The sequence below is a fragment of the Enteractinococcus helveticum genome, assembly GCF_020742345.1.
Classification (GTDB): Bacteria; Actinomycetota; Actinomycetes; order Actinomycetales; family Micrococcaceae; genus Yaniella; species Yaniella helvetica_A.
On sequence record NZ_DYXC01000155.1, the window covers coordinates 12,128 to 37,946 of the forward strand.

Consider the following 25,819-nt stretch of genomic DNA (forward strand, 5'->3'; position numbering starts at 1 on the left):
CCATGACGACGGTTGCCGAACAAATCGGCGCGCTGTTAGGACAACTGGGTATCGGCCACTGCTTTGGTGTGGTCGGGTCCGGCAACTTCCATGTCACCAATGCGCTGCGCGCGGCGGGCGTACCATTTACCGCAACCCGTCACGAAGGCGGCGCATCCACCATGGCCGATGCCTACGCACGCATGTCAGATACGGTGGCCGCGGTGTCGCTGCACCAAGGGTGCGGGCTGACCAATGCGGCAACCGGGATCGGCGAGGCCGCGAAATCGGATTCGCCGGTGCTCGTGTTGGCCGCCGAAGCTTCACGCGGGGCGCTGCATTCCAACTTTGCAATGGATCAAGATGCCTTTACCACCAGCCTGGGCGCCGACGCCCACCGCGTACACACCCCCGAGACGGCGGTTGCTGATGTTGTCCGGGCGTATCGCACCGCGCTGCGCGAACGACGCACCGTGGTGCTGAACCTGCCGCTGGATGTGCAGGCCGCACCGGCGGTGGGCAGCATCGACGGGATAACCATCGGCTCCGCTCAGGCGCAGCGCCCCGACCACCGGGTGTTAAGGCAATTCGTTGATCTATTGGAAGGTTCCCAACGCCCGGTGTTCATCGCCGGGCGCGGTGGCCGCGGCGCCAAGTCCGAGATCACCGCTCTGGCACAACAAACCGGCGCACTATTAGCCACCAGTGCGGTAGCCAAAGGCCTATTTAACGATGACGCCTATCATCTCGGGATCTCCGGTGGCTTCTCCTCCCCGGTCACCGCCGAACTCATCACCGGCGCCGATGTGATCGTCGCATTTGGTACGGCCTTGAACATGTGGACGATGCGCGGCGGCAAACTCATCGGTGCTGACACCAAGATCGTCCAGATCGATATTGACGACGCAGCCATCGGAGCCCACCGTCCCGTCGACCTTGGCGTGGTTGCCGATGCTGCAGCTACCGCAACCGATGCGATGGCACTGCTGTCTAACAACCAACCGGCCCGATATCGCACCGAGCAGATCCGCGAGCGCATCGTCACCGGTGCACGCTGGGATCAGACCGAAACCGAAGACCTTTCCGTGCCCGGCAAGATGGTCGACCCCCGGGCCGTGACGAAGCGGCTCAACGAGTTGCTGCCGAGCCAACGAATCGTGTCCATCGATTCAGGCAATTTCATGGGCTACCCGTCCCAATACCTGGATGTGCCCGATGAGTTCGGCTTCTGCTTCACTCAGGCCTTCCAGGCCATCGGGCTGGGGTTATATACTGCCATCGGTGCCGCACTGGCCCAACCCAACCGTCTGGCAGTCCTGGGCACCGGCGACGGTGGTTTTCTCATGGCCGTTCAAGAACTCGAAACGGCCGTGCGCTACCAGATGCCACTGGTCGTGATGGTCTATAACGACGCCGCCTACGGGGCGGAAGTCCATCACTTTACCGACCAGGATCACCACACCGTGACCTTCCCGGAAACCGATATCGCTGCGATCGCGCGCGGCTTCGGTGCCACCGGCATCACGGTTCGCGACATCGACGATCTGGCTGCAGTCACACAGTGGTTAGACTCCTCCCCCACCGCACCGTTGGTCATTGATGCCAAGATCGCCAATGATGGCGGCTCCTGGTGGTTAGCCGAAGCATTCCAGGGCCACTAGAACAGCTGCATAAGCCCCCACGGTCGTAGTGTTCTTGCTTTTTGAACACCCAGCTCAGCAGCAACACCCCGGTGCCACCGACTATCCAGGTCAAAACCGTTGATGTGTTCACCCACAACACATCCCCTATCGCCAAGTGCGCTGTGACGGCTACTGTGTGAGGCAACGGAACCTTTAGGAACAGATATGAGCCTGCCGAACCTCACCTCCCAGTACGCTACGACTTTCCCCGAACTTGTCCGGCCTGCCACCCCAGCTCCTACCCCGGACCCTAAGCTGGTGGTGCTCAACCGCAAACTCGCAGTCGAACTCGGTTTGGACGCCGAGTGGCTGGCCACCGATGAAGGCATCAATTTCCTGCTGGGCCACACACTGCCCGAGACCACCACCGCCGTGGCCCAGGGCTATTCCGGCCACCAATTTGGCAACTATGTTCCAGTGCTCGGCGACGGTCGCGCCATCCTCACCGGTGAGCTCACAGTCAACGACGAACTGGTTGATATTCACCTGAAAGGCACCGGTCCCACCCCGTACTCGCGCCCCGGTTCCGATGGGTATGCCGCGCTGGGCCCTATGCTACGCGAATACCTGATCTCAGAAGCTGTTCACGCCCTAGGTATCCCGACCACCCGTGCGTTAGCGGTCATCACCACTGGCAAGACGATCCAGCGGGAAACCCAACAACCTGCTGCCGTATTAGTTCGCACCGGCCCTTCCCACATCCGTGTTGGGACATTCCAGTACGCCCGGGCCCATAACGACTTGGAGCTGCTCATCCGGCTGACCAACTACAGCCTGGACCGCCACTTCCCCAAGCTCCATCCCGAAAACACCGGGCTTGGCCTCCTCAACCAGGTGGTGCACCAGCAGGCTGAGCTCATAGCCGACTGGATGCACGCCGGCATGATCCACGGTGTAATGAACACCGACAACATGACCATCGCCGGGCACTCCATTGATTTTGGTCCGGTAGCCTTCCTGGATGTCTTTGACCCCCACGCAGTGTTCTCCTCCATCGACTATATGAGTCGTTACGCTTACGGCAACCAACCGGTGATCGCCGAATGGAACCTGGCACGCTTCGCCGAGGCCCTGCTCCCGGTGATCATGCATCCGCACTATGAACAAGTCATGACCCAAGACGAGGCCGTTACTGCTGCCACCGAAGCGGTCACGACTTTTCGGACCGCCTACTCGGAAGCCTGGGGTGAGCGCTTCCGCACGCGCTTGGGGCTCAGTGCCGACGACGACGCCGCAAGCCTGGGCACGCAACTGTTAGAAAACCTGCGGATCGCCAGCACGGATTACACATCATTTTTCGCCAACCTGGCACACGTCGCCTCCTCGGGGTCGATTCCCTCCGATGCGGCCCCAGAATTGCTGGCCTGGTACGGTTCCTGGCTGGAGCTCAACCCGGATGCCCAAGCCGTCGCGGAGCATAACCCGGTCTATGTGCCCCGGAATCATTTAGTCGAAGCCGCCATCGAAGATGCCGTGACCCATAAAAATCTGTCAACCTTTAACCGACTCTTCGACGCCGTCACTGATCCTTATATTCGCCGCACTGAGCTTGCGGATCTAGAACGCCCGGCGTCACTGGCGTTCGCGCAAACTTATCAGACCTTCTGTGGCACCTAACAACTCGTTGAGGGCGCGTCAGAGTGCGTGTTGTAAAATCGCATTCTTGACCTCAGCAATAGCTTTGGTGACTTGAATGCCACGTGGGCATGCGTTTGTGCAGTTGAATACGGTTCGGCACCGCCACACGCCTTCTTTGTCATTGAGAACCTCGAGTCGCAGATCGCCGGCGTCGTCGCGTGAATCGAAAATAAATCGGTGAGCGTTCACTATGGCAGCCGGTCCAAAGTATTGGCCATCTGTCCAAAACACTGGGCATGACGCCGTACATGCTGCACACAAAATGCATTTGGTGGTGTCGTCGTAGCGTTGTCGCTGTTCAATAGTTTGATATCGCTCATGGGTCGGCTCGTGATCGTTGCTCATCAGAAACGGCAAGATTTCGCGGTAGGATTGGAAGAACGGTTCCATATCGACGATCAGATCTTTTTCCACCGGCAAACCTTTGAGCGGTTCCACAATAATGGGCTTAGAAATATCGAGATCTTTGAGCAGGACCTTACATGCTAGACGGTTGAAGCCGTTGATGCGCATGGCGTCGGAACCACAGATACCGTGAGCACAGGAGCGACGAAACGTTAGCGAACCGTCGAATTCCCATTTGATTTTATGTAGCGCGTCGAGCACTCGGTCAGTCCCGGACATTTCAAGGGTCCAGCTGTCCCAATACGGTGTTTCATAGAATTCTGGCACATACCGCTGTATTTGAAGGGTGACGGTAAATGCCTCGCGTTGTCCGGTATCGGCGGTATCGACCACATCAGTTGTGGCAGCCTGCCCGTCTGGCCCAGATGGTGATGTCATGATGGCCTCCTTCACCTGTGGCAGATGATTTCATCTGTTCTGGATATGTTGCACCCGAGGACGCTTTTGGTGATGTGGCTCACGCTAACATGGTTGCTGTCCAAAGGAATAGGGGGCGGCAAGCCAGCCGTTGTACGGCACAGCTCTGCGTGGATTTAAATACGAAACTGGGCCGGATGTTCCGGCCCAGTTTCGTTGGAATATCTTGGGTAGGAATCAGTGGTCTACCACATCGGCATTGGGCCTGTCAGGTAGTTATCGATCTCCCACTGGGTGACTTGGTTGTGGTAGAGGGCAAATTCTTTGCGTTTTTCTTCGGCGAAGAAATCCACGAAGTCGCCGTGTGGGCCCGAACCCATGGCTTTGCGCATGACGTCGTTTTGTTGGAGTTCGTTGGCGGCTTCCCACAGGGTTGCGGGTAGTGGTTCGAATTCGGCGAGTTCTTTGCGGCTCATGGTGTAGGTGTTGCGTTCTTCCATGCATTCGCCCGGATCCAGTTCCCGACGAATTCCGTCAATTCCGGCGGCTAGGATAGCAGCCGAGGCCAGGTGCGGGCTGGCACCGCCGTCTACACCCCGGTGTTCTACGCGGCCACCGTCTGGGATGCGCAGCATGGTGGTGCGGTTGTTGCCACCGTACATGACGTGGGTTGGGGTCCAGGTCGAACCGGAGGTCGGGTGTGGCACACCGATGCGCTTATAGGCGTTGACGTTGGAACCGATCAGGGCCTGCATGCCGCGGGCATTGGCCAATACCCCGGCAATGAAGTGGTAGCCGATCTTGGACAGGCCGAAGCGATCGTTATCGTCTTGGAATACATTGCGACCGTCTTGATCCCACAGGCTGAAGTGGGTGTTCAGTCCGTTACCGGTGTTGTTGGTAAATGGTTTGCCCATGAACGTTGGGATCACCCCGTTGCCTTCTTGGAAGGCAACCGAGTGGGCCATGTAGTGGGTGAGGATCAGTCGGTCGGAGGTGGTCATGGCATCGGAATAGTCGATGTTGATTTCGTACTGACCGTTGCCGTCTTCCGAGTCGATGGCGGGGTTGCCCCAGCCCATTTCGTTAATGTAGCGGGACAGTTTGGAAAGATATGGCCAGGAACGTTCGATGCCGTAGGCGTGATAGCAGGGTTTGACCGAGGTATCCAGTGAGTCAGCAATGCGGATGCTGCCGTCGTCATTGTGTTTGACCAAGAAGAATTCAGGTTCCATCCCGGTCTTATAGGTCCAGCCGAATTCCTCTTGCACTTCTTCCATGAGACGCTTCAGGATGTTCTGTGAAGCGTACGGCCACAGTTCCCCGTTGACGTGCGGGAAGCTCATCAGTACGGCCATTTCTTTGCGCCATGGCAGCTGGGTGTAGGTGGATGGGTCTGGGATGTAGGCGATGTCGCCGTCGGATGGTTCTTGCCACAGACCCCCGGAGGCGAAACCAGCAAAGGCTGCACCGTTGTCGAGTAGATCATCAATGTATTGGGCGGGGGCCACCGAGGCGTTGGGTTTACCGTTGACTTCGGTTCCCATGGCCATGAAGAATTCGATGCCGTCTTTTTCGGCTTGTGCTTTAAGTTTTTCCCGTGAGTCGATCATTGTCGTTCTGTTCCTCTCTGAAGTTTTCCTTGACGCACCACTGTTATGGTGTGCGCCTGCGAAAAAGCGTGGTGCTGATTTGTTGTCCACTAACCATTCAAATTGTGATGAATACCCAGCGACAGCTCCCTTCAGGCGGTTCTGTCCGACCCCAATGTGTTTTCTAGTACGACTCTGCCGCCCGGATTGAGCGCCCGGACGGCAGAGCGGTATGTGGAATTATCGACTCATTTCAGCGATAGCCCTGGTGTTGGACTATCGACCGTTTTGGCCTACGACCCAGTCCGTGCCGGCGAGTGGAAGTCCGGTCATGGCGGATGCTTCCATCGTTAGCGCTACAAGGTCTTCTGGTTCCAGGTGAGTTACGTGCGATTTACCGCAAGCCCGTGCAATGGTTTGGGCTTCTAGGGTGAGCACCTGCAGGTAGTTGGCCAGGCGCTTGCCCGCGGCAATCGGGTCCAGGCGTGCCGCTAGTTTCGGATCCTGGGTGGAAATACCCGCGGGGTCTTGGCCTGCCTGGTAGTCGTCGTAGTAGCCGGCGGCGGAACCGATTTTTTCGTATTCCTCGGCCCACTGCGGGTGGTTATCTCCCAGTGCGATCAGTGCGGCAGTCCCAATGGCACAGGCGTCGGCACCCAATGCCAGGGCTTTGGCGACGTCGGCACCGGTGCGAATACCACCGGAAATAATGAGCTTGACCTTGCGGTGTACGCCCATTTCCTTCAGCGCTTTGACTGCTGGACCGATAGCGGCCAGGGTTGGAATACCAACGTGTTCAATGAACACTTCCTGAGTCGCCGCGGTTCCACCTTGCATACCATCAACAACGACGACGTCGGCACCAGCAGCTACTGCCAGTTTGGTGTCGTAATACGGGCGGGAAGCAGCCACTTTCACGTGGATTGGGACCTGCCAGTCGGTGATCTCGCGGAGTTCCTGGATCTTCAGGGTCAGGTCGTCCGGGCCCGTCCAGTCTGGGTGACGGCAAGCCGAACGCTGGTCGATGCCTTCGGGCAGCGTTCGCATTTCAGCAACACGGGCGGAAATTTTCTGCCCCAGCAACATGCCAGAACCGCCTGGTTTTGCGCCCTGTGAAACGACCACTTCAATGGCGTCTGCACGACGCAGGTGATCCGGGTTCATCCCATAACGGGACGGGAGCAACTGGTAGACCAGCTTGGTGGAGTGACCACGTTCTTCTTCGGTCATCCCGCCGTCACCGGTGGTGGTTGAAGTCCCCATTGCCGAGGCGCCTCGACCCAGGGCTTCTTTGGCATTGGCTGATAGCGCGCCGAAGCTCATGCCCGCAATAGTGATTGGGATGTCCAGTTTCATCGGGCGTGCCGCGGTTGCTTCACCGGTGGTGACATCGGTATCGCAGCGTTCGCGATACCCTTCCATCGGGTAACGGGAGATCGCCGAGCCCAGGAACAGCAGGTCGTCAAAGTGTGGGACTTTTCGTTTTGCACCAAAGCCACGGATGTCGTACACGCCGGTTTCGGCAGCGTGCTGAATTGCGGCGATGGATGCTTTATCAAAAATTGCGGACTCGCGGAGTCCACGATCTTCAGGGCTTCTCATTCACTCTCTCCAGAATTGAAGTGGTACAGGGTACGTGCGGATCCATACCGGGTAAAGGAGTCGACATAAGCAGCATCGTTGGCTTCGTCTTCCATTCCGGCATCTTTGAGTAACTGCACCAGTTCTTCGCGGTGCTCTTCGCGCATTTCTTTGGCAACGCAGTCAGCACCCAGGGAGGCAACGCTGCCCCGGACATACAGCCGCGCTTCGAATATCGAGTCGCCCAGGGCTTCGCCTGCATCGCCACACACCACAATGCGGCCGGCCTGTGCCATAAAAGCGCTCATTGCGCCGATATTGCCTTTGACGACGATGTCGCCGCCTTTGAGTGAAATGCCACAGCGGGTGGAAGCATTGCCGTCAACAACCAGCAGACCACCGTGGGCGGTGGCAGCAGCGGATTGCGATGCGTGTCCTTTGACATGGACGACGCCCGACATCATATTTTCGGCAACGCCTGGCCCGGCCATGCCATTGACTGTGACTTTGCCCGTCTTGTGCATGCCAGCACAGAAATATCCGACGTCGCCGTCAATTTCGACGTTGATGTCGTCGTTGATTCCCACCGCTACGGAGTGCACACCCATGGGCTTGAGCACTTTGTAATTCTTTGCGGTCGGCGCGTGGAGTTCGGCGTTCAGTTCACGAACGGTGTGCTGGGACAGATCATATTCCACGGTGGTGTCTGTTAGCGTTTCCATGTGTACACCTTCCCTGGAGCTGGTTCGAAAATCTTCGCATCGTCCATACCTGGTAGGTGCGAGATGGCCTGGAATTCCGAGGCCATCGCAACCCAGTCAGGGTGCTCGGCGATGATGGCTGGTTTGCATGCGTACTGGTCACGTGCCACAGCAAAACTGTCTTCCGTGGTGATCAGTAGCGTGTAGAAACCATCAAAGTTTTCGCTGAGTGCTTCGGCTGCTTCATCGAGGCTTTCGCCCAGTTCCTGCATCCGGTAGGAGATGTAGCGGGCGGCAACTTCGGTGTCGTTCTGTGAGTCGAATTCAACGCCTTTTTCCATCAGGTCGCGACGGATGGTCGCGTGGTTGGAAAATGAGCCGTTGTGCACGATCGACAGACCGTTAACCGAGTATGGGTGTGCCCCTTCGGCATCGATGGCGGATTCGGTGGCCAGACGCGTGTGGATAACGCCTTGGTAACCGGTGGCATCTGCTAAGCGGTAGGTTTCGCGCAGGTCCAGTGGATTGCCAACGCCCTTGTATACAACACTGTCTTCACCGCTGCCGATGACGGAAGCATCTGGAGCAACTTCGCGAGCGATCAGGACCAGTTCCTTGACCGGTACTTTGGCTCGAATAAAGGTGGTCTCGGCCATGTCTTCGACGCTGACGTCAGCCTCGGGCAGTTTGGCAGACACGAGTTCTTTGATGTCAGACGGCGCATTGAGCAGGGACACCGACGAGTAGTCGTCGGGTACTCGTTCTGGGTCCCCGTACAATGCAACACCTGCAGAGTCTGGACCGCGAACAACGATTCCTTCGACCATCTCATGCATGAGTGATCCAAGCTGCGAGGCGAGGGACTCGTTTCGCAGTTGGATCCCAGCGATTCCACACATGGATAGACCTCCTAGTTTCTTATGTGGTTGGTAAAGTTTTCCTGCCTAGGCAGGGTCTGTGGCGCGCATCTCTTCGGCGGGGAATGCTTCGGCATCGTCGAGCATCTTGGTTGGCCTAGGCATAATCCTCAGAATCAATCCGACGATGGCGCCTAGGATCAACGCGATGACGAGCGTGCCAAGAACCGCAATGGCTTGTGAGCCACCGGCAAAGCCAAGCACGATGGGGGCGAGCCCGCCGACGATCCCAGGGACGCCGTGCAGGTTATGCACACCCATGGTGTCCCACACTCCGGTCTTGCCCCGCAACCATTCGTCGAGGAACAGGAAGGAAAGTGTGGACACCGCACCCGCAATGAGTCCGATGACCCAGGATTGCCAGGGGTTTGCAAGATCAACACTTGCACCAATGGCAACCCCACCGGCCAGGATAGCGTAAGTAAAGACCAACGGATCAATAGTGCGTTTCAGAGCCCAAAGTATCACGTAGGTCGCCAGGATTGAAGCCACCATCGCCAGATAGGTATTGGCCATGCCAGGAATGATGTCTTCTGGCGGTAGCAGCGCTGTTACAAAGGATGGCCACAGAACCATCAGCAACATCGAAGCCAGCCATACAAAGGACACAGAGTGCACACTAGTGGCTGCAGGTTCATCATTCACGGCTTTATTCCGTAGGCCAAGAATGACGCCAAGCCCCCAGTAGGCGGCGAACATGTGGACCAGAATTGAGCCGCCGGCGTCCAGGACGCCGTCCAAGAATTGGAATAGGAACCATTCGATGAATATGTAGCTGGGGACGAATAAAACGCCCACCAATAAGTACGAAATAGTAGAGATGTGACCCAAGAATACGCCGATCGCAATCACCAATGTGATCGCAGCAAAGGCCGCTCCGATAATCAACTCAACGTTTAATTCGGCGCCGAATATTCCGGTCTGCGCGAGGATATACAGCGGGAAGGAGGTGGCAAACACCAATAGTGTTGCCAGGGCAACTCCCCACTCGTAGCGTCGGATGAACATCATCAAAAACGCCACGAGCATGAGCATGAAGAATACGTCTTGACCGCGGTGGAACTGGAAGAGTTCGGCCACTTGGTCGTTGACATCCGCTGTTGTGGCTTGGAAATTTGTCAGGGTGAGTGAGGCGACATTCATTGGGTCACATCCCTTGGGTTAGACCTTGTTAGGAACTTTCCTACCTACGGGAAGCGCAGGTAGCGATCAATTTCATGGGCAGTGACTTCATCAGTCACCTTGTGGTACTCAGCGCGCTTGATGCGGGCGTAGTGATCGACGAATGCTTCGGTTTCATCGGATGGGCGCCCATATTCGTCATCGATGGGGACCTGACCAAAGGCTTCGCGCAGGACATCGTCTTTGACAAGGTAGTGGATCGATTCCATCAGGGAGTGTGGCAGCGTACGAATACCGCGACGCTCGATTTCACGTGGTGGTGTCAGATAAAGATCGAGATCATTTGGTTCACCCGGGTCCAGTTTGCGCTGAATGCCGTCCAAGCCGGACGCCAAGGCGGCAGTAAAGCCCAGGTAGGTGCTGCCGGAGAAGTCTGGTGTGCGGTCTTCGATGGCACCGGAGCGGGCGATACGCATCATCTGAGTGCGGTTGTTGCCACCGTAGGTCATGGCCACTGGCACCCAGGTGCGAACCGTTTCTGTACCGGCTTTGAGTCGTTTATATGAGTTGACGGTCGGCGCGACCATGGCCATGTAGCCCCGCGCGTGGTCCAGAATACCTGCGGTGAATTGATAGCCGACTTCGGACAGGTCGAGACCGCGTGGATCGTTCTTATCCAGGAAGAGGTTCTCGTCGGTGTCTTTATCCCACAGGCTCATGGTGTAGTGCATGCCATTACCGGTGTTATCGGTAAAGGGTTTTGGCATGAAGGTGGCAATCAGCCCGAATTCTTCAGCCAGTGCGTCAACCATGTACCGGAAGAATACTGATCGGTCAGCCGTTTCTAGTGCGTCTGAGAAGGTGACATTGATTTCAAATTGTCCGTTGCCGTCTTCGTGGTCCACAGCATAGTTTTCCCAGCCAAGCTCAGTCACGTAGTTCGACAGACGAGTCATCAGTTCATACTGGCGAGTCAGGGCTTTGACGTCGTAGCACGGACGTCCCCAATTATCGTACTTGTCGGCGACCTGGAGTTTGCCGTCCTCGTCGAAGTCCACCAGCATGAATTCTGCTTCGAAACCAAGTTTGAAGACAAAGCCCTGTTCTTCGGCTTTCTTCATTTGGCTCTGCAGGATGGTTCGCGGGCAATATGCCCAAGGTTTGCCCTCGACTGTGGCGTTACCGATGACGTGCGCCAGACCTTTCTTCCAAGGCACGATGCGGAAAGTTCTGGGATCTGGAATAACTTCGATGTCAGGGCTCTGAGGGCCCTGTCCGATTTCTCCAGCTGCAAAGCCTGCGAAGCCTACTCCCTCACTGAAGAGCTCATCAACTTGACTTGCTGGTACCAGTTTGGCGCTGGATTTACCCCGAATTTCGGTGAATGAGGCAAAAATAAACTCAATATCATGTTCTTTAATGAGTTTTTTGACATCTTCTACAGACTGTGGCTGGGACATCGACCGCTCCTATCAGATGAAAGTTGAACTTCGTGGTCGTTCTTCGCTCGTGGGAACGAAGAACAGTTTCGGACATAAATATCTGAGGTGCACTCAGCGATGAAACGTAACTTTTCCAGTCGGGTTAGACCCTGTCAACTGTGAAACCATGCGGTAAATTGGCGATGATTAGGGGTAGACAATATCAATTTCGCATGTTAGCCAATTGAGATTGATCGTTTTGCATACAGGAATGATTGACAATTTTTGTTAACCATGTCACATTATAGGATCGAAGAGAAACGGTGGCTAGCCTTCACCCCGAAGCCACTTGGCGCACATCGCACCTCAACCCATCAGATACAGATTGTCGCGACACTTCGGCTCCACTACGCGCTAGGCGACTAGGCCAAGCAGCTGCCACCGTCAGTCATCAACTGATGACACCCGCTCGCGCTCAGAACGCTCAACCAACACGACATAATTGCCAACATTCCAGGGCAGTACGCCGGCGTGACCTTCAAATGAAGGTTCCGTGAACAATCGAAGCATTTCTTGAAGACTAAAATGCCCCTTTTCCTTAGATCTCAAGAATTCGCCCGCAGACTGTTCGGCAAGAGCGAACGAGGGGGATGAATCTTCGGGTACCTCAGGAACGTATTGCAGTAACTGACTATCACGAACTATTCAACCCCATGTGATCATGCAGTTGGCCACAGTGTGTGCAACCTACAATGCACAGAAAGGAGCGAACTTCCCGATACCGCCGGAGCGTAGCTGAAACTCTTAGCTGGTTTTGTCGCCGCGCAGTGCACTATTTGTTGGACAATTCTTCGCCAGCTGTGGAATTTCTTGAAAGAACGACTCCATTCGACAACAGCTTCTAGGTGCCGCGTGGAACGCGAGAACGGCAACTCGGCCTTACTTGTTTTCCAGCAAGGGATTCTCCGTCGCCCAGTAGCTCTACCGCCGCTGCTGTATCCAATCGGTATTGGGCTGCCAGCAGTCGTCGAAGGTCATCGCCAGTGTACGTCTGTCGGGCTCACCGGATCTTGCAGCCCGAAATGTCCCAAAGACCATTGCAATAACCACCTACAGGAGGAGCAGGATACCCCGCTCCTCCCAGCTATGGTTTTGCTCCTTCAGAAGCCGATTTTTGTTGCTGTGAACCTGCTTAGGCTTCTGGGTCCAGCACGAAGTCGTAGTGGACGGTTTCGCCCTTACCGTTTTCTGCTGGCTGTGGGTCCAGCATCAGTTCTGGCTTGACGGCCGAGGCAATGTCGTCGTCGTTATGTTCATCGCCAGGGAAGTACAGCTGCGCGGTGAGCAGCTCGTGACCTGGTGCATGAACTTTGAAGTGCAGGTGCGCTGGACGCCAGGCGTGCCAACCGGCTGCTGCGATGAGCTGGCCACAGGCGCCATCGGTTGGGATCTGGTACGGGGCAGGGCGAATGGTATGTATTTCAAATTCGCCGTTTGCGTTGACCACCCAGGTACTGCGTAGGTTCCACTCTGGGATGCCCGGGGCAAACTGGGAGTAGAAACCATCGCTGTCGGCGTGCCACAGTTCAACACGGGCGTCTTGCAGCGGGGTGCCATCGGTCGAACGGACCTGGCCGGTGAATTTCAGTGGCGTACCTGGCTCATCTTCGCGCATGACAATGGTGCCATTCCATGGGACTTCTGGCGAGTCTTCAACATAGTATGGGCCTTCGATGGAGCCTTTATTGCCTTCGCGGTGGTCGGTCGCGACTTCTTCCACAGAGTGTTCCAGCCAGACATCGAGAAATAGTGGCCATTCGCCATCTTCGCCGACCTTGATCAACCAAGCTTTCAGCGCATTATATTCGTCATAGCTGACGCGTTCTTCGATGATGATGTCGTTGAGTGCTTTGATAGCTTTGCCAGCCAGCAGGTCGACGCGTTCGGTGTCGACGACGCCGTCAGCCTGAGCTGCTGACATGCGTTCGGCAAAACGTTCCGAAGCCAAGCTACCAGAGGTTGCTGCTGCTGGTGCTTCTGAGAGGTAACCTTCTTGGGTCATCAGGATCTCCTGTTATCTGTGCTTGCCGTGGTTTTTGCGAGGTCACGGCGTAATCGTGTGGGTGGGTGAATTAGTGTGCCGAAGTTACGGCGTCTTCGAAGTCGAATTGGGGTGCCAGTCCACGGAAATGAGCTGCAGCAGCAAACTCGTCCATGGACAATTCTGTGCCGCGATGCGTTGCCATGCGCAGCGCTAAGCGCAGGACCATCTTGATATCGCGTGGCGTGATGCCATCGAAGCCGACAACCAGCTGGTCGAGCAGCCGCTCATCCAGGACGACGTTGTGTTCTGCGGCGAGGTTTTGCCAGATCAGACGAGCATGTTCAGCCTGTGGCGGCTTATAGTCAATGACTGCCGCACACCGGGCCAAAATCGCCTCATCAACCCCGTCAATGCGGTTGGTGGTCAAGAACAGCAGACCATCGTAGTATTCCAGGGTTCGCAGGAATTCCGCCACAATCGCGTTTTGTTGGAGTTCGAATCCTCGCTCTAGGACGAAGACATCGGCTTCATCTAATAGTAGGACGGCGTCCCAGCGTTTGGCTCGCTCAAAGATTTCTTCGAGGTTCTGGCGAACCAGTTCTGCGGTAATGCCCAGCGATCCGGTGTGGATCGAATACAGGGGCTTGCCGATGACCTCCGCATAGACTTCCGCGGTCAGGGTTTTACCCACGCCTGGGCGACCGCGAGCCAAAATGACGTTGCCGGCAGATTTGCCTTCGATGATATCTCCGGTGAATACGGAGATATCCGAGGTCAGGATGTCTAACAGTTCGCTCTGGTCTTTGGGGAGGACCAGCTTGTCTTTGAGCTCCGTGTCATATATGTATTCGGTCAGGTCGGCAGTGTTGACATCCAGGTAGTCCTGGGCTGAAAGGTCAAAGACGCGGACGGCGGTGACCACCGGCACGGTACCGTGTTCTTCAAGGTCAAACAGCGTGGATGCAGTGACCATGCGTAATGGGGCAATGTCTTCCGGAGCAATGTCGTGTACGACTTTGCGTTGGGTACGGTCTTTAGCTGATCGGAAGTCTTCGGTACGAATCGCACGACCGGTAAAGAGGTACTGTTTGCCAAATCCGTTATCAATAAGGTCCTGAAACGCGTCGCGGCGCTTTTGGTATTCGGCTTTGAGCTCGGGGGTTTCTTTAAAGACTCGGTGACGTGTCAGCACATCTGCTGGGGTCTTGCCCACCAGCTCGGAATCCTCAAAATACAGTACTCGTGGCGCACGGGAGGGGCGACGAACCGTAGGGTTGTCGGCTTCCATGGTGATCTTGATGCGTGCCTCGCGTGAGCGGTCGGCATGTTCCATTTCAATGCGGATTACCAAGTAAGGGTGCAGGTAACCATCGGGTTCTTGGACATAGAGCCACCCGTCAATCAGTTCTAGCTTCAGGAATTCACGGAACATTTCGGCAGCGGAGTCAATGTGCGGGATCGGCTGAAATTGACCTGCTCGGGCCAACTGCACGGCTTCAACGGCACGACGAAACGGCTCATCTTCGAGCTGTACGGCAGCAGCAACCAGATCTTCCAGAGCAACGTCCGTCAGATACTGCTCGGCTATCCCCATATCTTTGGAGCGCCAGTTCTTCGCTTGACGCCTGGCCTTTTCTAAATCTGACGACGTAGTGGCAGCAACTACCTCAGCCGGAGCAACGAACATTCAACTCTCCTCAAGCACGCCATTTCGGTGATGATCATCACCCGATAATGTTGTTCACCCTACACAAGTTGTTGTGATGAATTAAATACAAGATCACACGTGATTGAAATCTCACAGATATAAATAGTGCGCAATTATTCCGACACGCTTGCTCACGCACAGGGTGCATGACAGGCTGGATGCGGCAGCACCACTGCCCAATATCCGCCATACTTCAGAGGAGTCAAGCCATGATTTTTATCGCTGCTAAGTTCAAAGTCCGCCCCGAATACGCCGACCAGTGGCCCGAGCACACTCGAGAGTTTACTGAAGCGACTCGAAATGAACCCGGTTGCCTGTGGTTTGACTGGTCTCGAAGTGTCGAAGACCCAAATGAATACGTGTTGCTAGAAGCATTCAAAGATGATGCCGCGGAAGCCCATGTGACATCCGCGCACTTCAAAAAAGCACAGCAAGACCTGCCACCACTACTGCAAGAAACCCCTAGGGTTCGCAACATGCTCATTGAAGGTGAGCACTGGGATGAGCTGGGCGAAATGGCGGTGAATTAACCGTGGCAGAGGCCCCCAGACCACCGGATTCCGGACTCCAACCGCTCGATGACGGGAAGTTCGAGCGGGTTTTGGTGATCGTAGCTCACCCCGACGATGCCGAGTACGGCACTTCTGCTGCCGTGGCGGAATGGACTGCTCGCGGTATTAACGTCGGCTATGTGCTGGCCACCGGCGGGGAAGCAGGTATGCAGCGACCACCGGCTGAAGCTCGCCAACTGCGTGCCGCAGAACAACGGACAGCCTGCGACATTGTCGGTGTCGAGTATCTACGCATCTTGGATTTTCCCGACGGGTTGGTCGAATACGGGATCGCACTGCGAAAAGCCCTGGCCTATGAAATCCGCGCATTTCAGCCAGATGCTATCGTCACCGGTTCTGGTGAGCTCCACGTTGCCTGGGGACTTGATCATCCAGACCATCGGGCGGTGGGCTTAGCGGCCATCGATGCTTCACGTGATGCCGGTAATAGGTGGTTATTTACCGACCAATTCGACGACGGCGTCCAACCTTGGCAAACGCCCACTGTATTGCTCACTGGAGCCACGCCGACACACTTCGTGGAGATTTCGGAGTCAAGCGTGGAAAAATCGGTGGCTTCTTTGACTGCCCATAAAGCCTATTTGGCTGATCTGCCCGATCATCCCAAGCCTGAGTTGTTCATCCCGCCAATGCTGGCGGCCACCGGCGAGTCCGCCGGTGTGCCCTATGCCATGGGCCTCGCACAGCACTAGGTCCGCGGCTGCGACGTCGTCACTAGGTCAGATCGGTGTGATAAATCGGCCACTGGGCACCCACCCAGAAGGCACCGGCGATGAGTAGGGACGTCAGTGCTAGCACGACGACGTCCAGCCAGCGCACTTTGAGGTACGCTAACCGAATATTTCGGCCGCGCTGATCTACCGTCGCATAGGTGAAACCCCGAGTTTCTAGTGCCTCGACTGTGGTTCTTACTGATTGGGCAGTGTTCAGAAAAATCGGATAGAAGGACAAAACCGCCATTTTGATCCAGTGCACGACTGTTCGGTATCCCAATATGCCAGGCTTTTCGGGTGGCGCTGATCGCAGTCGGTAATTATCGAAGACTGTGTTGAACTCTTCCACCAGAATGGGCAGCATGCGATAGCCGTAGCTCACGGCAAAGGCCAACAATGCTGGGGCCCGCAGGGATAAGAGCGCATCCGAGAGTTTCTCTGGATCCAGTGAAACGAACGCGGCCATTGAAGCCATCGAGATCGTGCCCAGTTTTAGTGTCAGCTCTAAGAGTGCTACAACCGTTGACACATCCCCGCCGAAGAATATCGCAGCGACAAAGATGTATACCGATTCCATGATCAGACCGAATACGAATAATGCTAAAATCAGCGGGCCGACTCGAGCCAGTGCGACCGCAACGGCACCCATCACAAATAACACAGCTAGCACTGTGAGATTGTGGGTAAACCACGGGATAATGGCCAGCATCAGATACCAGCCCAGCACCATTCTTGGGTCCATTGCGGCAAATAACCCGCCGCGGGTGGCATAGGCGGTGCGAATGAGTTCGAGTTTGACCCATTCCACGCTGAGAACATCGCGTTGTTTTCGTGTCATATTCGCGGGGCTCCTACCGTGTGGCTGTTGAGGTCGAGGGCAGGTCGGGCTGCCTGGAATCGGGCCACAAATTCTTCTACCGATAATGGTGGTGGGGTGAGTCCGATTGCTTGCCCCAACTGGGTAATTTGTGAGGGTACTAAATGTGCTTGGGCCAATAGATCCTGGTCGTCAAAGAGTGCTCTGGGATGCAGGTCAGCCGCGACGCGACCGTTTTGCAACACGATCACACGGTTGGCCCATTCCGCGACCAGACTCATATCGTGGGTTGCGACCACCGCACTGTTGATGACATGTGCAAGGTCGTCCAACATGGTGATCACGGCGTCACGACTGTCGATATCCAGCGAGGCGGTTGGTTCATCAAGCAGCAGCAGTTTCGGCTGCATCGCAAGGCCGATGGCCACGGTGGCACGTCGTTGTTGTCCACCCGATAGTGTTCGACCGTCGCGATCCGAAAATTCCGACAGGCGCACCTGTTCCAGGGTGTGCTCGACGATGTGCTGCCACTGAGGGATGTTGCGTTCTTGAGGGTATAACGCAATGTCCTTTTCAATCGATTCCTTTAAGAACATCTGCTGCGGCTGCTGCCAGAGATAAGCAACCTGGTCGGATAGTTTGGCGGCAGACTTGGAACGGGTGTTGATCCCGTCAAGCATCACGTCGCCGAAGCGTGGCACCATAATGCCCGCCAACAGCTTCAACAAGGTGGTCTTTCCCGACCCGTTGCCACCAACCAATGCGACCCGGTCACCACGTCGGATCTGCAGATCAACACCGTTGAGCACCGGTTGCAGGGCAGATTTCACGGTGCGGTAACTATGGTGGACATCATCGACTTGTGCAACCACCGGTTGTCTCGAGTCGACGCCCTCGATTGCAGGCGCGGTGGTATCGGGACTCGGGACGGAACCGAGCAAGTGTGCTGCCTCGGCGACCGTGCGTGGTGCTTGGTCATGGCCCAATGCCTGAGCCGCTTGGACCACCTGTGGTGCCGGGATGCCGTGTTCTGCCAGCTCGGCGGAACGATTGACTGCATCTTGCACCGGCAGATGCCACACGGGGCTGCCCTGATGCATCAGCACCACTGATTTGGCGAACTGCGCGATAAATTCCGCATGGTGTTCAATGGTAACCACCGTGATGCCGTGCTGTTCATTGAGCACTTCCAGGCGCTCATAAATTTCCAATGCACGAGCCGGGTCGAGTTCGGCAACCGGCTCGTCCACGACAATAATCTCAGGACGCATTGCCAGCACCGATGCCAGAGCGGTCAAGTGTCCCTGACCCCCTGAAAGCTGCCAGACATAACGATCCGACAACTCGGTGATGCGCAACATTTCCAGTGCTTCGGCAGTGCGCTCGGCATAATCTGCCAGCCCAAAGTTGATGGGACTAAACGAGATTTCGTCGCGCACCGTGGGCCGCACCAGTTGGTTCATGAAGTCCTGATAGACATACCCAACCCGAGCCGACAGCTCGGCCACGCTGGAGGTATATGTGTCAATCCCGCACACTTCGGCAACCCCCGCGAAATCGCCGGTCCAATAATGGGGTACCAGCCCATTGAAGGTTTTACACATCGTGGTCTTGGCTGAACCGTTGCCACCCACCACGGTCACGAAATCTCCGGCATGAATATGCAGATTAACGTTTCGCAACGTGTCTTCTTGTGCCCCAGGATAACGAAACGAGACGTCATGCAGGGCAATTGCTGTTTCAGCAGGCATTACTGGTCCTCTTTCTGCTGCGCTTTCTTAAAGAACAGGATGGCAGCGGCGGTGACTACGACAATTGCTGCAACCGAAACCCACAAGAAGCCGCTGCCGTATTCTTCGAGAAACTCCGGTTCGAATGCGCCAATGCTGACATCCCAGGCTTCCAAGAATGCGAAGAAGAACGACGCAACGGATAGCAGCAGGACTGCACCGACGAATAGACCGGAGTTGGGAGCTTTTCCGGGGATGGGTTCACCTGGAACACGTGGGCGCATGCCCATCAACGGTTCAATTTTGCCGTGCAGTGCCGGAATCAGCCACAGGGCTGGCAGAACACCGAAGATGATGCCCGAAATAATAATGTCGACGCCGAAACCGATGCCTTCCAAGAGCAGCATGGATTCGGGTAGGCCTTCAACGAATTCGGCTTCTTCGACGCCGACCCACACTTTGGCGAGGTCGACAACTGCGGATAAGAGTTTGTCGATGAATACGATCGTAATCGCGCCAATGGTGATCTGCATGCGGTTTTCAGGGTTGCGAATCAGTGAGCCTGCGATGTAGATGGCCAGGAACAACTGGATGAAGCCCTCCACTTCGGACAGCCCGGAGAAGTCGCCCATGAGCAAGTCCGTGAAGATAATTTCGCCCAGTGGCGCACCCAGCGCTGCCCAAAATGGGCTAAACAGTGCCGCCATTGTCAGTGGGATAAACACGAAGTAGGCCACCGAGATATCTACCGGACCGATGCTCACATCCGGGATGATCTCTAATAAGATGTTCGACAGGCCAAATAGGGCCATGGACAAGACGAAGATCATCAGCTTTTGGGGACCGGACAGGTCATACCGGTTGGTCTTGCCGTCGTTGGAGGTGCCGCGCAATTGGCCTGCGCGTTGGTATACAGCGTTCATGGAAGTGTTCTCCTTCTCAGGGTGTGGGCTCGGATTTTGAGTCAACGATCAGTGTGTGAGTCTGGTTGCCGATTGCATCAGTGACAGCACGTCACCGGGTTCGTCTACCAGGTGGGTTGCTAGGTTGTCGGCAAGAGCTGTTTGTAATGCGGGTTCGGCGGTGCTGCCGCCGCGGACCAGGACACGGTAGGCGATATTGCATGCTGTGGCACCGCGCCCATCGGTGTCGGGTTTGTCGCCGAGAAAGACTGTGCGTTGTGGATCTGCCCCAGCAATGTCTAAGGCAGCTTGGACAATGCTTGGGTCCGGTTTTCGTTTACCGAATTCATCGGAGGCTACTACCGCCGTGATGTACTGGGCGATGCCGTGGTCTTCCAGCTGCGACCGGACTGCTGTACCCGATACAGTGTTTGTTACCACCACGATGCGGTGTCCGTGTTGAGCACACCATTGCATGAGTTCGACGACGCCCGTACGTATGGTGCGACGTGATTTGGCTTGCCCCCAGGCAGCCATGAGTCCACTGCATTCGGAACGCAATCGTGCACGCACCGCTGCAGTCACACCGACAGCGTCGGGGACGCTCCAAAATTCCTGAGGTGTCACCTCGGTATGATCCCCCAGTTGATGCCGCTGGGCTTTGCGTTGCTGATGATCAGCCAGGGCCGACGTCATGATGGTCCTGGCCAATTGCGCTGGATCCTGCTCCCCTGCCACGGGTTCGAGCAGTCGGGCGAGTTTGGTTTGAAAGTCTTGTTGTTGCTGCAGGTCTTGTACGGATGTTGAGATGACCCCACCGTGATCTATCAGCAGGGTCCACCGGTTGGTCTGGTGCGGTGTGTCCGTGGCTGGCAGCGCGTCTTGTGGTTCGGGGGCTGCGAGTGTGTCTTCTAGCAACTCGATCAGTCCGCGAGGGGTTTCAAAGACCATATCGGCACGCTCGGACACCGCAAAGGGTGGGGTGTCAGTGTGGTGACAGCGCGTCAGCAGGACCGCCCCAACGTTTGCGCGTCGGCCAGCTACGACGTCGCGATCTTGAGTGTCACCGACATACCAGCATTGTGACGGCTCAACGTTGAGTGCATCGGCGGCCAGCTGCAACACCTCTGGATGCGGTTTACGAATGCCAACTTCGTCCGAGTAAATCTGCACAGCAAAGACGTCGCCGAGATGATGTTCATCTAGGAGTTGCCGGTGTGAGGCACCGGCGTGAGCGTTGGACACGATCCCTAGCGGGATATTGGCACGCTGCGCGACGGTGATAAGTTCGGCAATTCCTGGGCGGAGGTGATGATCGGAGATCAGGCGATTCTGCTGGACTAACAGATCGGGGGCGTGACTGGCCAGGAGTTCGCGCGCTCCGGCAGGCAGGTCTGACACCATAAAGTCGGTGATGACTTCGCGGTGGGTCAACTCCCGAGGTGCCAGTCGACGACTTGAGGCATTTTTCCACGCCTTTAATGCGGTCAGTCCAGCATCAATGCTGTGTCGTAACCGCTCCACGGAGAATTCCATACCCGCGTCTTGTAATCGCTGCTGATACAGCGCTGCGAGCCGATCTCTGCCCTCGGGGTGTTTCGAGGTCTCAAAAATGACCCCGCCGAAATCTAACAGAATGGCTTTGGGTACTGGAAGAGCCGACAATGTTGCAAAGCTCTGGCCCGGTGCATCTGCCATCACCGGAACGCTTTGCTGGGTATGAAGTGAAGTCATACCCATGAAGCTAAGTGGCGATGTTGGCTTTAAGCTGTCGCAAAGGTGAACGGTTTGGAACGTTCCAAACAAGTCTTGGAACGTTCCAAATTTTTATCGGTTTTCCGCCGCGGTCGCTCTCTGTTGAGTCAAGATCGTGCTACAAGTAGAACCATGGCAACCACACCATCGTCCCAATACTCCCGTCCCACCATCATTGACGTGGCGCGTGCTGCAGGAGTCTCCAAATCACTGGTTTCTTTGGCTCTGGCCAATAAACCCGGTGTGAGTGAGGCATCTCGGACCAAGATTTTATCGGCCGCCCAGGACATCGGGTACACCTCAAATACGTGGGCTCGTTCGCTTGTTCGGGGCCAAACACGTCTGATCGGTGTCGTGACCACCGATATTGCCAGCGCTTATAACGCCGATGTGGTTGTCGGGATCGAAGATGAGGCCTTGGCCGAGGACTATGAGGTGGTGTTGACTCATGGGCGGCGCGATCCTGACCACCTGGCTCGTGGTGTCCAGCGGATGCTGCAGTTGGGCGTTGATGGGTTGATTATTGTTTCGTCTCGTGTTCCGCGCACGGTTTTGGATGCCGCCGTCCGGCAACGTCCCGTGGTCATTGTCGGACGTCCCGATGATGCCGGTGAGCTGGTGGATGTGATTCATAATGACGACTGGTTGGGCGGCTGCCTAGCTGTAGAGCATCTCTACGCTCAGGGGCATCGTCGCATCGGTTTTATCGCGACCTCAAAGCAGGCCGCCGTCCGAGCCCGCGGTGAAGCCTACGAGCATACGATGCAAGAGTTGGGGTTGGACTACCGCTGGCGGATGGCGGATCATCACCCGAGAACTCCCGGATTTCCTGAAACGGTCCTCGATGCTATAGCTGGTGAGTCAGCAGCCGACGCACCGACTGCGCTGGTGGTCTCGACCGACGGGACCGCCGCACGCCTCTTGGGAGCAGCACTAGATCGCGGCTACCGGATTCCCCAGGATTTGGCGTTGGTTGGGTATAACAACTCGCAGCTAGCAAGCGCGGTGCGCCCAGCATTGACCAGTATTAACCAGCCGCGCAACGCGATGGGCAAACAAGCCATGCAGTTTTTGCTGGAACGTCTGGCGGGCAACACCGAACAACGAGTCACGATCATGACCCCCGAACTGGTGGTTCGGGGATCATCATCGCAGACCCAAGGCTGAACCTGAGCTAGCCCAGGGGTTGGTTCGTACCAGACTAGTCTTTGTTGATGCCCAAGGCGTGCGGTTCTTGGAATTCTCGCAGCCCAATCAGGCCCATTTCCCGGCCCATGCCGGATTGTTTGATCCCTCCAAAGGGTGCTCGCTGATCAAGGCTTGGCGCTCCGTGAGCGTTGTGGAATACGTAGCCGGCCTGGAGTCTGGACCCGACCTCTCGAGCCGTCTGTTCATTGGTGGTCCACACGCTATTACACAACCCGTAGCGTGTATCGTTGACCAATCGGATGCCTTCTTCGACGTCATCAAAGCCAATAATAGGGATGGTTGGACCGAATTGTTCTTCGGTCACCACCCGAAGGTTGGGGTCAGGGTCAATGATGATGGATGGCAAGATGAAGTTTCCGCCAGCCCAAGCTCCGGTGGGCATCTCGCCGAATTCCCGCACATCGGCACCAGCGTCTTTGGCCTCTTGTACCAGTTGCGTGACGTAGTCCCACTGTGATTTTTGATGTAACGGACCCATGGTGGTGTCTGGATCCGAGGCTGGGCCAAGTTTGACTGTTTCCAGACGTTTGGTCAGTTCGTCGATGAGCTCTTGTTTCTTGGAATTATGTACGTAGATGCGCTTGGCGTTCATACAAATCTGGCCGGTGGAACCATAGATGCCAGCGAAGAGTCCGTCCATATTATCTGGGGTGAATTCAGCGTCGTCGAGGATCAGCACCCCGTCGTTGCCACCAAGTTCTAACAGAACGCTCGTCATGGTTTCTGCTGCCATGGTCATAATACGTTTGCCACCGTTGACGGATCCCGTAAAGCACACTTTGGCGACGTCTTCATTGGATACCAGTGCGGCACCAATTTCGGCGTCTTCACCGGTGATCACATTCAGCACACCGGGCGGAAGTTTTTCAGCATAACGTTGCACCGCGCGAGTAATCGCTAACGGCGCGCTGGGTGGCGGTTTGACGATCACCGTGTTGCCCGCCATGAGCGCATAGGGCATGGAAGCCCCCAGGATGGCAATCGGCCAGTTAAAGGGCACAATGATCGTCACCACGCCCATTGGCTTGAACGACACAATCGTTTCGGTTGGTGGGCCGGGCAGGGTGTCGACCTCATCAACCCGGTCTGCCAGACCGCAGGCCAATTCGGTGCGTTGCACCAAGCCCATCAGATCAAAGGTGGATTCGCCAATGACCTTGCCGTTTTCTTCAGATAATAGGCGGGCCTCTTGTTCCGAATTTTCCATCACCGTGCCGGCAGCGGCCATCAGCAATTCCGCACGATGCTGTGGGCTGGTCGCCGCCCAATCTGGAAACGCTTGTTTTGCCGCCGACACGCCTCTTAGCGCTTGATCACGGGTTGCGGCTGCAGCCATCCCAACGATATGTGAGGGCCGAGCCGGATTGCGAATTTCCATGACGTGTTCGGTATCAAAACTGTGCGACGCATCGTAATAGCGTCCGCCATAATATAATTGCGTGTGGAGGATGTTGGTTTTCATGGTCACTACACTTGTCCCTTCTTACGCCATGCGCCTTCATAGGAATCACGGACTGCTCTGGAATAGGGCACCGGTGCAACGGTGACCCCGACTTCAATTTGTTGGTGATCTTCTACAGTGGTTTTTCGACTGTCGCCGTCGGGTTCGCCCCAGATCACGGGGGCATTGCGCATGTACTCGACGGGGTTTGCAGACCGCTCAAGTATGTCTTGTAGAGAAATGGATGGTGGATTCTGGTGAATCGATGGCGCCATGGGCCGTTCCTTTGTCACAATAATGAACGACGGGCTACCAAAACACAAAGCTCCATGTGATGCAGCCCATAATCCTGAGCATAGTGAGATCAGGTTGTTTTCACAACGCGAGTTTTCACCCAATACTTTGGCTGTACTACTGGGAATCTGCTGAGTGTGAGCTGAATGCCGTTCACAGCCGGTCTTGCTAGCCTCGGCGCAATACGAACCACAGAACCGACGGAGGGGACAGTCATGCCCAAAAAACTACTCTTGAGCATCGCTGCAGCGTTGGCTGCGTTCAGCCTGGCCGCATGCGGCGCCGATGGCGACGAGTCAGCTTCGGAGCAGACAGAACAAAGTCAACAAGGTGAACAGCCCTTACCTGAACCTGAGCTGGATAATATTCCTGATGTTGTTGCGGTAGTCAACGACCGTGAGATTTCTGGGGAAGTGTTTGCTGAGAGCTACGAGGCACAGTTTCAGCAGCTTGCCATGCAGTCACAAATGACCGGTGAAGAACCGGACCAGGATGAGTTGAAATCCCAGGCGTTGGAAATGATGATCAATTCTGAGCTACTGACGATGGAAGCCGAAGACCAAGGCTTCAGCTCCTCTGAGGAAGATGTCGATGAGCTCTTAGCCACGATGGCCGAAGAAAACGGCTTAGAATCAGGCGAGGCACTCATGGAAGAGTTTAAGTCTCAAGGGCTCAGCGAGGAGCGCGTCCGAGAAGATCTCCATAAAGAGGTCCTCATCCAGCAGGTTATTGAGGATCTTGATGTCGCAGAGCCAACCGATGACGAACTACAAGAGATGTACGATCAGCAGGTCGAACAACTGGAAGCCATGAATGAACAGGTCGAAGAAGACCATGCACAAGAGGTGCCATCATTTGAAGAAATGGAAAAACAGCTCACCGAGCAAGCGACCGCAGAAAAGGAAAATGAGGTCCTTTCCGGTCGTATTGAAGAACTCCGTGAGCAAGCTGACATCGAAACACACCTCTAAACACGCAGCATCCGGGCATCTCAAAGGTGTTCGGCGTGCGTCGGTGCGACGTTGCACCACAAAAATGCCAGCACCCTGACGACAGGCTGCAGTGCAAGTGATCATGCACTGCAGCCTGTCTGCCTGAAGTTGGCATTGCTCGGAGTTATTCCTGACCGAGTTGCGTGATGATTTCGTTTCGAACGGCTGCGACTTGGTCCTTGCCCAGGCCGAATTGCCGTGGGGTACCAAAATCAATCACGATCCCGGCATCTGTCACGGACTGAAT

At 55.9% G+C, this 25,819-nt stretch carries 21 protein-coding genes; 6 read left to right on the plus strand and 15 right to left on the minus strand.

Translation table 11 applies throughout. The features are described from left to right. The first annotated feature begins 2 nt into the window (after positions 1 to 2). Positions 3 to 1,640 carry a thiamine pyrophosphate-binding protein gene (locus tag K8V32_RS13525; RefSeq protein WP_303908567.1) on the plus strand — a complete coding sequence of 546 codons (1,638 nt, stop codon included), beginning with the start codon at positions 3 to 5 and terminating at the stop codon, positions 1,638 to 1,640. Between the two features lie 186 nt (positions 1,641 to 1,826). Further along, positions 1,827 to 3,278, plus strand: coding sequence for a protein adenylyltransferase SelO (locus tag K8V32_RS13530; RefSeq protein WP_303908570.1), 1,452 nt, complete (start codon positions 1,827 to 1,829; stop codon positions 3,276 to 3,278). Positions 3,279 to 3,296: 18 nt separating this feature from the next. Here the strand turns inward: K8V32_RS13530 and K8V32_RS13535 are convergent, their stop codons facing one another. The 9 genes from K8V32_RS13535 to K8V32_RS13575 form a co-directional block, all read right to left on the minus strand. Next, on the minus strand, positions 3,297 to 4,082 hold the full coding sequence (locus tag K8V32_RS13535) for a succinate dehydrogenase iron-sulfur subunit (RefSeq protein WP_303908573.1): 786 nt from the start codon (positions 4,080 to 4,082) through the stop codon (positions 3,297 to 3,299). Between the two features lie 224 nt (positions 4,083 to 4,306). Beyond that, the gene (gene glnT / locus K8V32_RS13540) at positions 4,307 to 5,674 is read right to left on the minus strand and encodes a type III glutamate--ammonia ligase (protein ID WP_303908576.1); all 1,368 of its coding nucleotides are present in this window, start codon (positions 5,672 to 5,674) and stop codon (positions 4,307 to 4,309) included. A 255-nt stretch (positions 5,675 to 5,929) separates the two neighbouring features. After that, positions 5,930 to 7,255, minus strand: coding sequence for an FMN-binding glutamate synthase family protein (locus tag K8V32_RS13545; RefSeq protein ID WP_303908580.1), 1,326 nt, complete (start codon positions 7,253 to 7,255; stop codon positions 5,930 to 5,932). Next, complete coding sequence (locus tag K8V32_RS13550) at positions 7,252 to 7,956, minus strand: GltB/FmdC/FwdC-like GXGXG domain-containing protein (protein ID WP_043057713.1); 705 nt, start codon at positions 7,954 to 7,956, stop codon at positions 7,252 to 7,254. Before K8V32_RS13550 ends, K8V32_RS13545 begins: the two co-directional genes overlap by 4 nt. Next, on the minus strand, positions 7,944 to 8,771 hold the full coding sequence (locus K8V32_RS13555; protein WP_303908583.1) for a class II glutamine amidotransferase domain-containing protein: 828 nt from the start codon (positions 8,769 to 8,771) through the stop codon (positions 7,944 to 7,946). The genes K8V32_RS13550 and K8V32_RS13555 overlap by 13 nt, the downstream gene beginning before the upstream one ends. A gap of 108 nt (positions 8,772 to 8,879) precedes the next feature. Further along, positions 8,880 to 9,995 (minus strand): ammonium transporter family protein, encoded by a 1,116-nt coding sequence (locus K8V32_RS13560; protein WP_303908586.1) that lies wholly within the window; start codon positions 9,993 to 9,995, stop codon positions 8,880 to 8,882. A gap of 44 nt (positions 9,996 to 10,039) precedes the next feature. Continuing rightward, complete coding sequence (gene glnT / locus K8V32_RS13565) at positions 10,040 to 11,434, minus strand: type III glutamate--ammonia ligase (protein ID WP_303908589.1); 1,395 nt, start codon at positions 11,432 to 11,434, stop codon at positions 10,040 to 10,042. A 1,153-nt stretch (positions 11,435 to 12,587) separates the two neighbouring features. Further along, positions 12,588 to 13,457: a catechol 1,2-dioxygenase gene (gene catA, locus K8V32_RS13570; RefSeq protein ID WP_303908593.1), complete on the minus strand. Its 870-nt coding sequence runs from the start codon at positions 13,455 to 13,457 to the stop codon at positions 12,588 to 12,590. 70 nt (positions 13,458 to 13,527) lie between these two features. Further along, the gene (locus tag K8V32_RS13575) at positions 13,528 to 15,126 is read right to left on the minus strand and encodes an AAA family ATPase (protein ID WP_303908595.1); all 1,599 of its coding nucleotides are present in this window, start codon (positions 15,124 to 15,126) and stop codon (positions 13,528 to 13,530) included. A gap of 230 nt (positions 15,127 to 15,356) precedes the next feature. Between K8V32_RS13575 and K8V32_RS13580 the strand changes: the two genes are divergently transcribed. Both K8V32_RS13580 and K8V32_RS13585 read left to right on the plus strand, forming a co-directional pair. Continuing rightward, entirely contained in the window at positions 15,357 to 15,677 is a 321-nt protein-coding gene (locus K8V32_RS13580; protein WP_303908598.1) for a putative quinol monooxygenase, read from the plus strand. A gap of 2 nt (positions 15,678 to 15,679) precedes the next feature. Continuing rightward, positions 15,680 to 16,411, plus strand: a complete 732-nt coding sequence (locus K8V32_RS13585) for a PIG-L deacetylase family protein (RefSeq protein WP_303908601.1) — start codon at positions 15,680 to 15,682, stop codon at positions 16,409 to 16,411. A 22-nt stretch (positions 16,412 to 16,433) separates the two neighbouring features. On the opposite strand, the gene K8V32_RS13590 is transcribed toward K8V32_RS13585, so the two are convergent. Genes K8V32_RS13590 through K8V32_RS13605 form a run of 4 tightly spaced genes read right to left on the minus strand, consistent with a single transcriptional unit; the run spans position 16,434 to position 21,615 of the window. Continuing rightward, positions 16,434 to 17,270 carry an energy-coupling factor transporter transmembrane component T family protein gene (locus K8V32_RS13590; protein ID WP_303908605.1) on the minus strand — a complete coding sequence of 279 codons (837 nt, stop codon included), beginning with the start codon at positions 17,268 to 17,270 and terminating at the stop codon, positions 16,434 to 16,436. Continuing rightward, positions 17,267 to 19,000, minus strand: coding sequence for an ABC transporter ATP-binding protein (locus K8V32_RS13595; protein WP_303908608.1), 1,734 nt, complete (start codon positions 18,998 to 19,000; stop codon positions 17,267 to 17,269). The genes K8V32_RS13590 and K8V32_RS13595 overlap by 4 nt, the downstream gene beginning before the upstream one ends. Then, entirely contained in the window at positions 19,000 to 19,902 is a 903-nt protein-coding gene (locus K8V32_RS13600; protein ID WP_303908611.1) for a DUF8171 family membrane protein, read from the minus strand. Before K8V32_RS13600 ends, K8V32_RS13595 begins: the two co-directional genes overlap by 1 nt. Positions 19,903 to 19,950: 48 nt before the next feature. Beyond that, the gene (locus tag K8V32_RS13605; RefSeq protein ID WP_303908614.1) at positions 19,951 to 21,615 is read right to left on the minus strand and encodes an HAD-IA family hydrolase; all 1,665 of its coding nucleotides are present in this window, start codon (positions 21,613 to 21,615) and stop codon (positions 19,951 to 19,953) included. Between the two features lie 153 nt (positions 21,616 to 21,768). On the opposite strand from K8V32_RS13605, the gene K8V32_RS13610 reads away from it, so the two are divergent. Continuing rightward, positions 21,769 to 22,803, plus strand: coding sequence for a LacI family DNA-binding transcriptional regulator (locus K8V32_RS13610; protein WP_303908619.1), 1,035 nt, complete (start codon positions 21,769 to 21,771; stop codon positions 22,801 to 22,803). 34 nt (positions 22,804 to 22,837) lie between these two features. On the opposite strand, the gene K8V32_RS13615 is transcribed toward K8V32_RS13610, so the two are convergent. Both K8V32_RS13615 and K8V32_RS14675 read right to left on the minus strand, forming a co-directional pair. After that, entirely contained in the window at positions 22,838 to 24,307 is a 1,470-nt protein-coding gene (locus tag K8V32_RS13615; protein ID WP_303908622.1) for an aldehyde dehydrogenase family protein, read from the minus strand. 5 nt (positions 24,308 to 24,312) lie between these two features. Next, positions 24,313 to 24,561, minus strand: a complete 249-nt coding sequence (locus tag K8V32_RS14675) for a hypothetical protein (protein WP_369681075.1) — start codon at positions 24,559 to 24,561, stop codon at positions 24,313 to 24,315. Positions 24,562 to 24,795: 234 nt separating this feature from the next. On the opposite strand from K8V32_RS14675, the gene K8V32_RS13625 reads away from it, so the two are divergent. Then, positions 24,796 to 25,551: a SurA N-terminal domain-containing protein gene (locus K8V32_RS13625; protein WP_303908625.1), complete on the plus strand. Its 756-nt coding sequence runs from the start codon at positions 24,796 to 24,798 to the stop codon at positions 25,549 to 25,551. Positions 25,552 to 25,819: the final 268 nt, after the last annotated feature.